Source organism: Pseudonocardia sp. NPDC049154, assembly GCF_040648315.1.
GTDB lineage: Bacteria > Actinomycetota > Actinomycetes > Mycobacteriales > Pseudonocardiaceae > Pseudonocardia.
Genome location: NZ_JBEZDN010000007.1, coordinates 20305 through 32399, shown reverse-complemented (window position 1 = coordinate 32399; position 12095 = coordinate 20305). Strand labels below are relative to the sequence as shown.

The 12095-nt window shown below is 72.4% G+C and carries 13 protein-coding genes; 2 read left to right on the top strand and 11 right to left on the bottom strand.

The features are described from left to right. Window positions 1-974, top strand: a 974-nt coding sequence (locus AB0B41_RS06165) for a Gfo/Idh/MocA family oxidoreductase (RefSeq protein WP_358199548.1), incomplete at its 5' end; no start/stop codon positions are given. Window positions 975-981: 7 nt separating this feature from the next. Beyond that, entirely contained in the window at window positions 982-1548 is a 567-nt protein-coding gene (locus tag AB0B41_RS06160) for a cupin domain-containing protein (RefSeq protein ID WP_358199546.1), read from the top strand. Here AB0B41_RS06160 and AB0B41_RS06155 read toward each other — a convergent pair. The 11 genes from AB0B41_RS06155 to AB0B41_RS06105 form a co-directional block, all read right to left on the bottom strand. Then, entirely contained in the window at window positions 1535-2308 is a 774-nt protein-coding gene (locus AB0B41_RS06155; protein WP_358199544.1) for an enoyl-CoA hydratase/isomerase family protein, read from the bottom strand. The genes AB0B41_RS06160 and AB0B41_RS06155 overlap by 14 nt on opposite strands. Further along, window positions 2305-2673 carry a hypothetical protein gene (locus AB0B41_RS06150; RefSeq protein WP_358199542.1) on the bottom strand — a complete coding sequence of 123 codons (369 nt, stop codon included), beginning with the start codon at window positions 2671-2673 and terminating at the stop codon, window positions 2305-2307. Before AB0B41_RS06150 ends, AB0B41_RS06155 begins: the two co-directional genes overlap by 4 nt. Next, a complete protein-coding gene (locus tag AB0B41_RS06145) occupies window positions 2670-3827 on the bottom strand; it encodes an LLM class flavin-dependent oxidoreductase (protein WP_358199539.1) in 1158 nt (385 codons plus the stop codon). Before AB0B41_RS06145 ends, AB0B41_RS06150 begins: the two co-directional genes overlap by 4 nt. Beyond that, window positions 3824-4768: a TIGR03619 family F420-dependent LLM class oxidoreductase gene (locus AB0B41_RS06140; RefSeq protein WP_358199537.1), complete on the bottom strand. Its 945-nt coding sequence runs from the start codon at window positions 4766-4768 to the stop codon at window positions 3824-3826. The genes AB0B41_RS06145 and AB0B41_RS06140 overlap by 4 nt, the downstream gene beginning before the upstream one ends. Beyond that, window positions 4765-5577 carry an enoyl-CoA hydratase/isomerase family protein gene (locus tag AB0B41_RS06135; protein WP_358199535.1) on the bottom strand — a complete coding sequence of 271 codons (813 nt, stop codon included), beginning with the start codon at window positions 5575-5577 and terminating at the stop codon, window positions 4765-4767. Before AB0B41_RS06135 ends, AB0B41_RS06140 begins: the two co-directional genes overlap by 4 nt. Then, window positions 5574-6749 carry a thiolase family protein gene (locus AB0B41_RS06130; protein ID WP_358199533.1) on the bottom strand — a complete coding sequence of 392 codons (1176 nt, stop codon included), beginning with the start codon at window positions 6747-6749 and terminating at the stop codon, window positions 5574-5576. The genes AB0B41_RS06135 and AB0B41_RS06130 overlap by 4 nt, the downstream gene beginning before the upstream one ends. Window positions 6750-6858: 109 nt before the next feature. Further along, on the bottom strand, window positions 6859-8055 hold the full coding sequence (locus tag AB0B41_RS06125; RefSeq protein WP_358199532.1) for a CoA transferase: 1197 nt from the start codon (window positions 8053-8055) through the stop codon (window positions 6859-6861). Then, window positions 8052-8900: an alpha/beta hydrolase gene (locus AB0B41_RS06120; RefSeq protein ID WP_358199529.1), complete on the bottom strand. Its 849-nt coding sequence runs from the start codon at window positions 8898-8900 to the stop codon at window positions 8052-8054. Before AB0B41_RS06120 ends, AB0B41_RS06125 begins: the two co-directional genes overlap by 4 nt. Next, a complete protein-coding gene (locus AB0B41_RS06115; protein ID WP_358199527.1) occupies window positions 8897-9622 on the bottom strand; it encodes an SDR family NAD(P)-dependent oxidoreductase in 726 nt (241 codons plus the stop codon). Before AB0B41_RS06115 ends, AB0B41_RS06120 begins: the two co-directional genes overlap by 4 nt. Next, a complete protein-coding gene (locus AB0B41_RS06110; protein WP_358199525.1) occupies window positions 9622-10836 on the bottom strand; it encodes an acyl-CoA dehydrogenase family protein in 1215 nt (404 codons plus the stop codon). Before AB0B41_RS06110 ends, AB0B41_RS06115 begins: the two co-directional genes overlap by 1 nt. A gap of 25 nt (window positions 10837-10861) precedes the next feature. Then, window positions 10862-12049, bottom strand: a complete 1188-nt coding sequence (locus AB0B41_RS06105; protein WP_358199523.1) for an epoxide hydrolase family protein — start codon at window positions 12047-12049, stop codon at window positions 10862-10864. Window positions 12050-12095 lie beyond the last annotated feature (46 nt).

Sequence of the window (12095 nt, the reverse complement as noted above, 5' to 3'; positions counted from 1 at the left end):
GTCGCGCCCCGACCACCCGCTCCTCCCAGCAGAAGTCGACCGAGTTCGTCTGGGACGAGGAGGAGTCCGAGGCCCTGCGCCAGGCCTGCACGGACGCCGCGGAGCTCGCCGCCCGCCCGGACGTCGACCTGGTGGTCGTCACGGTCAAGGTGCCGCACCACGAGGAGCTCGTCGGTGTCGCGCTCGCCGCGGGTAAGGCCGTGCTGTGCGAGTGGCCGCTGGGCAACGGGACGGCCGAGGCCGAGCGGATGACCATTGCGGCACAGGGGGTCCCGGCCTTCGTCGGGCTCCAGGCGCGGTCGGCGCCCGCAGTCGGGCAGGTCCGGGAGCTGGTGCTGAGCGGCGCGGTCGGCGAGGTCCTGAGCACCACGGTGGTCGGCACCGGCGGGCGCTGGGGCGCGAGCGTCGACCGGGAGGGCCGCTACCTGGTGGACGCCGCGAACGGCGCCACCCTGCTGACCATCCCCTTCGGACACACGCTCGACGCCGTCTGCTCGGTCCTCGGCGAGCCCGACCGGATCGGCGGCGTCCTCGCCACCCGACGTCCGCAGGTCGTCCTCGAGGAGACCGGCGAGCGCATCCCGATGACCGCCGAGGACCAGGTCGCGGTCACCGCGACGCTCGGTGGTGCGGTCGCCACGTTCCACTACCGCGGCGGCACGGACGCCGGCACCGGGTTCCGGTGGGAGATCCACGGCACGGACGGCACGGTCGTCGTCCGCGGGGACACCGGTCACCTGCAGTACGGCGCCGTCGAGATCCTCCTCGCGCGCGGCGGCGGCCCCCTGGAACCGGTCGTCCCGGCGCCGCCCCGGGTGCCCACCGAGCACGGTTCCCCCGCCCACGTCGTCGCCCAGGCCTACGCCGCCCTGGCGGACGACCTGGCCGACGGGGGCCATCGCGTCCCCACCTTCGCCGACGCCCTGACGCGCCACCGCACCCTCGACCTCATCCGGAGCGCAGCGCACGAGTAGGAGCACCATGGACAGCATCCGACGGGTCATCACCGGCATCGACGTGACCGGGAAGTCGATCGTCGTGAGCGACGAGCAGGTCCCCGGCATCCGTCCGCCGATCCTCGGCGGCGCCACCCTGATCGACCTGTTCGGCGAGGACGCCGTCCCGACCGTGCCGAACGACGGCAGCCACGACGAGTCCCGCCGCTACTTCCCTGCGGGTCCCGCGGGGTACCGGTTCACGCTGTTCAGCTACCCGCCGCAGGGCGAGATGACCGTGCCGGACGACCTCGAGGCCGCGGTGGCCGAGAGCGCGCGGCTCGCACCCGGTCTCGAGGACGCGGTGTCCTCGCCGGACGGCTGGCACTACACCCCGACCGTCGACCTGGAGTACGTGATCGAGGGCGAGTTCACCCTCTACCTGGACGAGGGCGCGAGCGTGACGCTGCGCAAGGGCGACTCGATCGTGCACTGCGGCGAGAAGCACTCGTGGGTCAACACCGGCACCACCCAGGCCACCATGCTGCTGGTCTTCATCGGCGCCCACCAGGACGAGGACCGGTTCGGGAAGTACAGGATCACGCACCCGTGAACCGGGGCGGGCGGCGCTCGGCGAAGGCCGCCCGCCCCTCCCGCGCGTCCTCGCTGGTCTGCAGCAGGGCCAGCATGACCGCCTCGGCGCGCAGGCCCTGGGCGAGGTCGAGGGACCGCGACCGGACCGCGAGCTCCTTGGTGGCCTGCACGGCGAGCGGGGCGTTCGCCGCGATCACCTCAGCCTTGCGCCGGACCTCGTCGAGCAGCCGCTCGCGCGGGACCACCGCGTTGACCAGGCCCCACTCCTGCGCGGTGGCCGCGTCGATCCGTTCGCCGGTGAGCAGCAGCTCCATCGCGCGGCAGTGCGACAGCGACTCCGCGGCGCGCTGGGTGCCGCCGTTGCCCGGCAGCAGGCCGCGCGTGACCTCCGGGAGGGCGAAGGTCGCCTCCGGGCAGGCGTAGCGCAGGTCCGTGGCGAGCAGCAGCGTCATCCCGCCGCCGAGGCAGTAGCCGTTGACCGCGGCCAGCACCGGCTTCCACACCTCGAGACCGCGGTTGAGCAGCTGCCCGCGCTGGGTCAGCATCGCCTCGCCCAGGCCGCCGCCGGCCGTCCCGGGATCGTGCAGGTCCGCGCCGACGCAGAAGGACCGCTCCCCCGCCCCCGTCAGCACGGCGACCCGCACGGCGGGGTCGTCCCGGACGCGCTGCCACACCACGGACAGCTCGGCGTAGGCGGCGGCGTCCAGGGCGTTGAGCTTCTCCGGCCGGTCCAGCGTGACCAGCGCGACCCCGTCGGAGAGCTCGAACCCGATCGTCACGACCGCGGCTCGGAGATGCTCTCGTACCACCAGGTGCGCAGGTCCGGGTCCATGGCCGGGGACATGACGAGCTTGGGTGTGCGCCCCGCGGCGAGTGCCTCCGCGCGTTCGCGTCGCGCCAGGTCGAACAGCGCCGAGTCCGCCCGCTCCCGGTCCTCCACCTCGTAGAGCGCCAGGTAGCGGTACGGCGCGTCCGGCGTGTCCCGGGTCATCCGGGCGTCGTCGGCCAACCGGAAGCGCTGGGCGAGGACGAACCCGTCGATCGCCAGGATCTCGTCCAGGTGGTGCTCGGTGTACCAGGCGTTGTACTCCTCCTCCCGGCCGTCGACCGGGTTGGAGAAGACCAGCAGGATCCCGCGGCTCACGGGCGGGTCGCCTCGCGCTCGCGCTGCCACTGCTCCTTGGCCGCCGCCCGGGCGGCCGTGGTGGCGGCCCGGTTGTCGTCCGACTGAGACAGGACGTGCTCGTAGGAGCCCAGGACGGGTTCCAGCGAGCCGTCGAACCGCGGGATCACCCGCTCGGCGAACAGCTCGTAGCTGCGCAGGGTGTCGCTCCAGTTCGCGAAGTCGATGCCCTGGAACAGGTACGTGCCGAAGCCTCCGGTCCGGTCGAGCAGCCGCTGGATCTGCGCGGCGGCCATGTCTGCGGTCCCGATCGAGGCGCGTCCACTGGAGTTGAGCGTCTCCACCAGCTCGGCCGTGGTGTCCGGGACGGCGATGGCCGAGGGCGAGATGTGCGAGAGGTACTCGTACTGCCAGCGCAGCCCGTGCTCGCACTGGCGGACGGCCTCGGCCTCGGTGTCCGCGACGTGCATCGGGCCCATGAGCCGCCAGTTCGACCGGTCGATCGTGTGACCGGTGCGCGCGGCCTCCTCGTTCATGATGTCCCAGTGCACCGGCAGCTGGTCGTTGCCCGTCGGGTCCGTCGCGGCGAGGGACAGCAGGCCGAGGCCGTGTCGGCCCGCCAGCTTCGGGCCCGACGGCGACACCGTGCCGACCACCGAGACGTCGAGCTTCCCGTGGAAGGGCCGCAGCTGCAGCACCGCGTCCTGCAGCGTGACCCAGTCCGCCTTGTGGCTCACCGTCTCCCCCGCCAACAGGCGCAGGATGATGTCCAGCGACTCCTCCATGCGCGGCCGCAGCTCGGTGGCTTCCAGGCCGAACATCTTCGCGTCGGTGGGCAGCTGCCCGGGCCCCGCCCCGAACATCACCCGGCCGCGGGTCATGTGCGTGAGCTGAACGATCCGGTCCGCCACCTGGAAGGGATGGTGGTAGGGCAGCGAGATCACGCCGGTGCCGAGCCGGATCCGCTGCGTCCGCTCGGCCGCGGCGGCGATCATCAGCTCGGGCGAGGCGACGATCTCGGCCCCGCCGGAGTGGTGCTCGCCGAACCAGACCTCGTCGAACCCGAGCTGGTCAAGGTGCACGGCGAGCTCGATCGCGCGGCGGATGGCGACCGTCGGGCTCAGCCCGACGACGTTCTGCGGCGGCACGAACACGCCGAACTTCAGGGGGGTCATGCGGGTCCTCCAGAGGTGGACAGGGTGCGCAGCAGACCGGTGCGCTCGCCCGCGGCGTGCACCTGGTCGATCAGCCGGAGATGGGCGTCGACGGTACGGACGCTGGGTTCGCAGAGCAGGACGTCGACGCCCGCGTCGGCGTAGTCGGCGAACACGCCCGCCAGCCGCGTCGGGGACTCGGTGTCCAGCCTGCGGTCGTCCGCGCCGGGCTGGTCGGGCGGGTTCATCAGGCGGGAGACGACGAACCGGAAGTCCGGCGAGGCGCCCAGCCGCTCCAGCTCGGTGCGGGTCTCCCGGGCCTGGGGCGGCATGAGCTCGTGGCCGATCCAGCCGTCGCCCAGCGTCGCGGCCCGGCGCAGTGCGGGCTCGGAGTGCCCGCCCAGCAGGATCGGGACCGGCGCGGCGGGTCGAGGCACGAAGTGGACGGGCTCGGGGACGCTCACCACGTCGCCGTCGTAGGTGACCGGCGAGCCTGCCCAGGCCGCCCTCATCAGGGCCATGGTGTCCTCGGTCCGCGCCGCGCGGCGCGCCCACGGCACCCCGAGCGCCTCGAACTCCTCGCGGAGCCAGCCGATGCCGGCCCCGCACCACACCCGACCGCCGGACAGCACGTCGAGCGTGGCGATCTGCTTGGCCAGGACCAGCGGGTTGCGCTGGGGCAGCACGCACACGCCGACGGCGAGGACCAGGTCGGTGGTGACGGCGGCTGCCCAGGTCAGGGTGGTCCAGGCCTCGAGGGTGGTCTCGTCCATCGGACGGGGGTAGCGCCCGTCCCGCGTGGAGCCCGCGGTGGTGCTGCGGACCTCCCCCGCCGGGAACACGACGTGGTCGGCCACCCAGCCCGAGTGCATCCCGGCCTGGTCGGCGGCCTTCGCGACGGCGGCCAGCTGCTCACCGGTCACCCCCGCGCAGTGGTAGGGCAGCCGCACTCCGAGCTTCATTGCGGCCCCCGGTTGTAGTCGGGCTCGCGCTTCTCCAGGAAGGCGGCGACCCCCTCGCGGATGTCGTCGGTGTACTGCAGGGCGGTCACGGCCCAGTAGCCGGACGTGATCGCGGTCTGCAGGTCCTGGTTCCAGCCCGCCTTGAGCGCCTGCTTGGTCGCCTCGACCGCACGCCACGGGTTCCGGGCGATTCGCGCGGCCAGCGCCACGGCCTCGTCGATCAGTTCCTCCGGCTCGACGACCCGGTTGACCAGCCCGATCTCCTCGGCCCGGTCGGCGGTGATCACGTCCCCGGTGAGGAACAGCTCGGCCGCCATGCCGGACCCGACGAGCTTCGGCAGGAAGTAGGCGCCGCCGTTGCCGGGCGGCAGGCCCAGCTTGACGTAGGTCTCGCCGAGCTTGGCCCGCCGCGAGGCGATCCGGATGTCGCACGCCATCGCCAGGTCCAGCCCGCCGGCCGTGGCCCCGCCGTTGATCGCGGCGACCACCGGCAGCCTGCTGGCGGTGAGCCGCTGGGTGACGGGGTAGAGCGCGCGGGCGTTGAACGGCTCGTGGGTGCGCGGGAGCACCTCGGTGAGGTGGTGCTGCATCGCGTGCAGGTCCGCCCCGGCGCAGAACACCTTGCCGGCGCCGGTCATGACCACCGCGCGGATGCCCGGGTCGGACTCCAGGTCGTCGAAGGCCCGGGCCAGGTCCGCCGCCAGCTCGACGACGACGCCGTTGCCCTGTTCCGGCCGGTTCAGGGTCAGCAGCGCGACCCCCTCGGCCGGGAACTCGTAGAACAGTGTGTCCATGTCGATGCGCTTCACGACAGGCGCTCCAGGACGGTCGCGACGGTGACCGCGTAGCCGCCGCCCATCCAGCCGCCGCAGTTCACGGCCAGGCCGAGCCGGGCGCCCTCGACCTGCCGGGCACCGGCCCTGCCGCGCAGCTGCGTGGCGAGCTCGGCGATCTGGGCCAGCCCGGTCGCGCCGAGCGCGTGACCGCGGCTGATCAGGCCGCCGCTGGTGTTGACCGGCATCCGGCCGCCGAGCTCGGTCTCGCCGCGGCGGACGAGCAGGTGCTCCTCACCCTTCTCGCACAGCCCGATCTCGCCGTACTGCAGGAGCTCGGCGGGAGCGGCGGCGTCGTGCAGCTCGACCAGGTCGACGTCCGCCACCGGCACCCCGGACACCTCGACGGCAGCCGCGCTCGCCTCGGTGACCGGCGGCGCCGTCCGCCCGCCCCGCAGGGCGCACGCGCGCACCAGCAGGGTCTCGGCATCCGGCAGGTTAGCCCGGGCGTAGTCCGCGGAGCACACCAGGGCCGCCGCCGCGCCGTCGGTCAGCGGCGAGCACATCGCCAGCGTCAGGGGCGGGACGATCGTGCGACTGGCGAGCACCGCCTCGATCGTCTGCGGGGTCTGGAACTGGGCGAGCGGGTTGTGCGAGGCGTTCGTGCGGTTCTTCACCGCCACCCGCGCGAAGTCCTCCGCCGTCGCGCCGTTGCGCGCCAGGAAGTCCCGGGCCTCGGCGGAGTAGAAGTCCATCAGGATGGACTTCGTCCAGTCCTCGTCCGGCCCGGCCTCACCGATCTCGGAGATGTCCGTGGAGCCCCGCAGCGCCTTGAACGAACGGACCTTGTCCTCGCTGGTCAGCTGCTCCACGCCGACCGCGAGCACGACGTCGGCGAAGCCGCCCGACACCGCCTCGACGGCCATGTGCAGGGCCGAGCTGCCCGAGGCGCAGGCGTTCTCCACGTTGATCAGCGGCACGCCCGCCAGCCCGTGGTGGCGGAACGCGACCTGGCCCTTGATCATGTCCTGCTGGGTGACGGTGGCGGCGACGGCGTTGCCCAGGTACACCCGGTCGACCAGCTCGGGCGCCACGCCCGCATCCTTGAGGGCCTCGTCGGCCGCTCCGGTCGCCATGGCCCGCAGGCCCCAGCCCGGCGCCCGCCGGAAGGGGGTCATCCCCGAGCCGGCGATCACGACGTCACGCATGTGCACCCCGGTTCCGATCACAAACAAACAGTTGTTTCACGCTAACACCCGGTCCCTCCATCGGCAACGACCCAGTGCACGGGGCCCGGGGGCGTCGTCGAGACGACGCTCAGATCACGCCCTCGGCCCGCAGCTCCGCGATCCGCTCCGCGGACCGGGCCAGGTAGCGCCCGTAGACCAGGTCGTTGTCCGCCCCCAGCCCGGGCCCCGGATGCCGGACGCTGCCGGGGTGGTTGGTCATGGCGGGCACGACGCCCTGCATCCGGAGCGTTCCCAGCTCGGTGTCCGGCACCGAGACGACGCTCCGCCGCTCCTCGAAGAGCGGGTCCTCGAGAATGTCCCGGGCGGTGTGGATCGGCGCCGCGACGACGCCGAGCTCCACCATCGCGTCCAGGCACTCCTCGACCGTCCGCTCGCCGACCCACTCGGCGAGGAGGGCGTCGAGCCGGCCGCGACGCTCGTGCTGCTGCTCTCGCGTCGCGTAGTCCTCGGCCCGTTCACCCAGCAGCGCAGCGACCTTGCGCACCGCGCGCGGCGTTCCGGACGTGACGGTGAGCCAGCGGTCGTCCCCGGTCCGGTAGACGTTGATGACCGCGGCCGGGGCCACGGCGAGTCGGTTGCCCGCCCGGGTGGCGTCCCCACCGAGCTGGTCCTGCACGACGACCTGCCACTCGACCAGCCGGTACAGCGCGTCGTACAGGGCGAGGTCGATCCACTCCCCGTCGAACCCGGGATCGTGCGCCTTGCGGTAGAGCGCGGCCTGGACGGCGAACGCACCCATGAGGCCCGCCACCGAGTCGCCGTGCGAGAAGCCCGTGTGCACGGGCGGGCCGTCCGGGAAGCCGGTCAGCTCCACCACTCCGCTCATGGCCTCGGCGACCTTGCCGAAGCCCGGCTCGTCCCGACGCGAGGAGGTGGCCCCGTAGCCGGTCACCTGGAGCATGACGAGGTCGTGCTTCAGCTCGTGCAGGCTCGCCCAGTCCAGGCCCCACCGCTCCAGGGTGGACACCCGGAAGTTCGTGATCACGACGTCCGACCACCGCACCAGCTCGCGGGCCAGCCGCCTGCCCTCCTCGGTGCGGAGGTTCAGGGTGACCGACCTCTTGTTGCGGGCGGCGACCTTCCACCAGAGGTGGGTCCCGTCCTTGGCGGGCCCGGCCGACCGGTGCGGGTCACCCTCCCCCGGGTCCTCGACGTGGATCACCTCGGCACCGAGGTCCGCCATCAGCACCCCGGCGAGCGGTCCCGCGATGATGTGCGCGAACTCGACGACCTTGAGGCCGTCCAGCGCGGCAGCGCTCCTCACGCCTGGGCCAGGAACGGCTCGAGTGCGGCGAGGAACGCCGCCGGCTGCTCCTCCGGGATCCAGTGACCCGCCTCCTCGACGAGGGCGAACGACACGTCCGGACCCAGGTCGGGGCCCATGGCCTCGAGCAGGGGGGCGCTGTTGCTGCTCGCGCCCGCCACGAGCAGCACCGGGATCGCGAGCGGGGTGCGCAGCAGGCCCTTGTTGACCTCGGCGTCCTGCGGGAGGGCCCGATAGGCCTCGAACGCAGCCCGCATGCCGCCGGGCGCAGCGTAGGTGCGCAGGTAGACGTCCAGCGCGGGCATCACGAGATGCGGATGGTGGGCGCGCAGCTCGTAGAACTGCGTCAGGTACGCCCGCTCCCGGCCCGCCACCAGCATCTCGGCCACGTCCCGCGCCCCGTGGAAGGCCACGTGCCACACGCGCGGGTTGCTGCGCAGCTCCTCCCACGCCGCGGTGCCCGGCACAGGTGCGTCGACCAGGCCGAGCGCCCGGACCCGGTCGCGGTGATGGGCGGCGACCGAGTAGGCGACGAACGCGCCCATGTCGTGCCCGACCACGCGCAACCGCTCGCCGGGCGCAAGCACGTCGGCGAGCGCGACCACGTCGGCGGCCATGGTCGCCTTGTCGTAGCCGTCCACCGGACGGGCGCTGTCACCCGCCCCGCGGTAGTCCGGCGCGATCACCCGGTAGTGCTCGGCGAGCCGAGGAATCACCTCGCGCCACTCGTACCAGGTCTGCGGGAAGCCGTGCAGGAGCAGGAGCGGCTCCCCCGTGCCTGCGGTGACGTAGTGCAGCCGGGTGCCGTTGACGTCCGCCTTCCCGTGCACGATGTCGCTGCTCATCCTGTCCTGGACCCCCCGTTGACGTTGAGGAACACCCCGGACACATAGTCCGAGTCGGGCCCGGCGAGGTAGAGGGCGGCCCCCGCGACGTCGGCGGGCACACCGCGCGCGCCAGCCCTGCCGTGCGGCCGGAGCGGGACGTCCGCGGTGAACGCGGCGAGCTGCTCGGCGGTGAACGACTCGTGGATCTCGGTCGGGATCAGACCCGGGCAGATCGCATTGACGCAGATCCCGTCCGCGCCGAGGTTGAACGACAGCGTCGCGGTGAGCCCCAGCAGCCCCGCCTTCGACGCGGCGTAGGCGGGATGGGTCGAGGGCCGCCCGTTCAGCGCGGCGATCGACGCGACGTTGACGATCTTCCCTCGGCCCGCCGCCCGCATGTCCGGCAGGCAGGCGCGGATGCACCAGAACGCCCCGTCGACGTTGATCCGCATGATGCGGGACCAGCTCTCGTCGGTGACCTCCCAGGGCGGACACGGCTCGGCCACACCCGCGTTGTTGACCAGGATGTCGACCGGCCCGAGCCGCTCGCGCACGCCGGCCGCCGCCTTCTCGACGGCGACCGGGTCCGAGACGTCCACCCGGTCCTCCTCGGCCTCCGCGGACAGGTCCCAGGCCGCGACCCGGGCGCCCTCCGCGGTGAACCGGTCGACGATCGCCCGGCCCAGGCCGCGCGCGCCACCGGTGACGACCGCGACGCGCCCCTCGAGCAGGCCGGCCATCAGCCGATCAGACCCAGCTCGTACCGGCCGACATAGTCGAAGAGCTGGTTGGTCGTGAACGAGTGCAGGTACCCGGCGCGAGCGTCCCGGTAGAGCCGCTCCAGCACGTGACCACGTCGGAACGACGAGCCACCGACCAGCCGGAACGCCTCGTCGGTGACGCTCATGGCCGCCTCGGTGGTGGCGACCTTGACGGTGTCCCAGCGCGGCTTGCGCTCGGCCGCCGCCCACTCCTCGAAGCCCCCGTCGACCGCGATCCGCCCGGTCGCGTCGACGACGCGGTCGGCCACCTCGATCTGCCACCACATCCGGCCGAGCGCGTGCTGGACGTACCCGACCTGCTTGACGTCGGTGTCCTGGCCGCCCATGGTGGCGCCGAGGTGCTTGTCCTTGAGGATGTCCTTCGCGACCCGGTAGGCCTTGTCGGCCAGGCCGAGGTAGACCCCGGCGAAGCCCATCGCCGCCCACTCGGCCTCGCCGATCAGGCCCTGCCGGAAGTTGCCGCCGTACATGGCGGGCGTGGCCGGGGTGCCGTCGAGGACGAGCGTGTGGCTGCCCGTGCCGCGCATGCCCATGGTGTCCCAGGTGTGGTCGACCGTGAGGTTCGGCGAGTCCGTGGGGATGATGAAGACCGCCTCGCGCTGCGCGTGCTCCTTGAAGTCGGTGGGCAGCGACCCGTCCGCGTCGGTGACCGTGGCGTTGAGCGCGATCAGGTCCGAGCCCAGGACCAGGGTGGACCAGTTCTTCTTGCCGGTGATCCGCCAGCCGTCGCCGTCCGGGACGGCGACGGTGTCGGCGAGACCGGACAGCCCCGCACGTGCCTCGCTGAACGGCCCACAGAGGATCTTCCGCTCCTCCCCGACCGCCCGCATGATCCACTCGCGGACGGGCTCGTCCAGCGCGGGGCTGTTGCGGAAGATGCCGACCATCGCCTGGTGCATGTTGTAGGCCAGCGCGATCGACGGATCGCCGTTCGCGAGGATGCGCGCGACCTTCGACGCCGTCAGGATGTCGGCCCCGAGGCCGCCGTAGCGCTTCGGCACCGCCATCGCGGTGATCAGGCTCTGCTTGTAGGGCTCGACGGTCTCGGTCGGAAAGCGGTTCTCGTCGTCGACCTCGCGGCCCAGGGCGTCCCACGTCTTGGCGAGCTGCTCGGCCTGGTCGAAGAGCTCCGCCTGCTCGTCCGGGGTGATCTCGGGGGTGTGCTTGTTCACGGGGTCCTCTCGGGGTCGGTGCGGGTCAGCGGAGCGTGCGGAAGAACTCGCGGAGCTCGGCCACCACAAGGTCGGGCTGTTCGGCAGGCGGGTAGTGCCCGCCCTTCGGCATCACGGTCCAGCGCTGCAGGTTCACGGCGTCGGCCGCGACCTTGCGGGGCAGCAGCAGCAACTCCTTCGGGAACACGGCGAAGGCGGTGGGCACCTCGATCGCAGGCCTCCGGTCGTGCCGGGGCGGCGGCGGGGCACCGTTCGTGTAGTGCTCGTGGTAGATCCGCATCGACGATCCGATGGATCCGGTGAACCAGTAGATCGAGGCCGTCGTGCAGAGGAAGTCCCGGTCGAACAGGGCGAAGAAGTCACCGTCGTCCTTCCAGTCCCCCCAGTCCCTGCGCCGACCGAGGATCCACGCGGCCAGACCGACCGGGGAGTCGGTCAACGCGTAGGCGAGCGTCTGCGGCTCGTTGCGGTGCACCGTCGAGTGGCTCTGGATCGTCGGGCGGGCCAGCGCGGCCTGCTCGACCATCCACTTCTCGTCCGGGCCGAAGTCGTCCGCCGTGATCTCCCACAGCCGCACCCCGGGGATGTTCGGCAGGGTCAGCCAGGCCCCGATCACGTGTTCGGGGAACCCGTGCGCCACCTCGCCGCTGGTCGTGGAGCCCCAGTCCCCGCCGCCGACGGCGTACCGCTCGTAGCCGAGCACGTCGTGCATCAGGGTGTGCCAGTACTCGGCGATCTTGCGAGCGCCGAACCCGGTGTCGGTCAGCGGGGTGGAGAAGCCGAATCCCGGCATCGACGGCACCACGACGTCGAACGAGTCGGCGGGGTCGCCGCCGTACGCCGCCGGGTCGGTCAGCGGGCCGATCACCTTGCGCCAGTCCCAGAAGGTCCAGGGCCAGCCGTGGGACAGGATGATCGGGACCGGGTTCGAGCCCTTGCCCCTGGCGTGCACGAAGTGGATCGGCGTGCCGTCGATCTCGACCTTGTAGTTGGGCAGGTCGTTGATCTGCTTCTCCTGGGCGCGCCAGTCGTAGTCCTCCGCCCAGTAGCGCACCAGTTCCTGCAGCCAGGGCAGCTCGACGCCGTAGCTCCCCGTGGGATTTCCCGCGTCACCGGGCCAGCGGGTGTGGCGCAGCCGCTCGCGCAGCGCGTCCACCTCCGCGTCCGGGATCGCGACGGTGAACGGCTCCGGCCGCGTGACGGACCGTGTCATCGAGGACTCCTTCGTCGAAGGGGTGACACCCACCACCCTACAAACA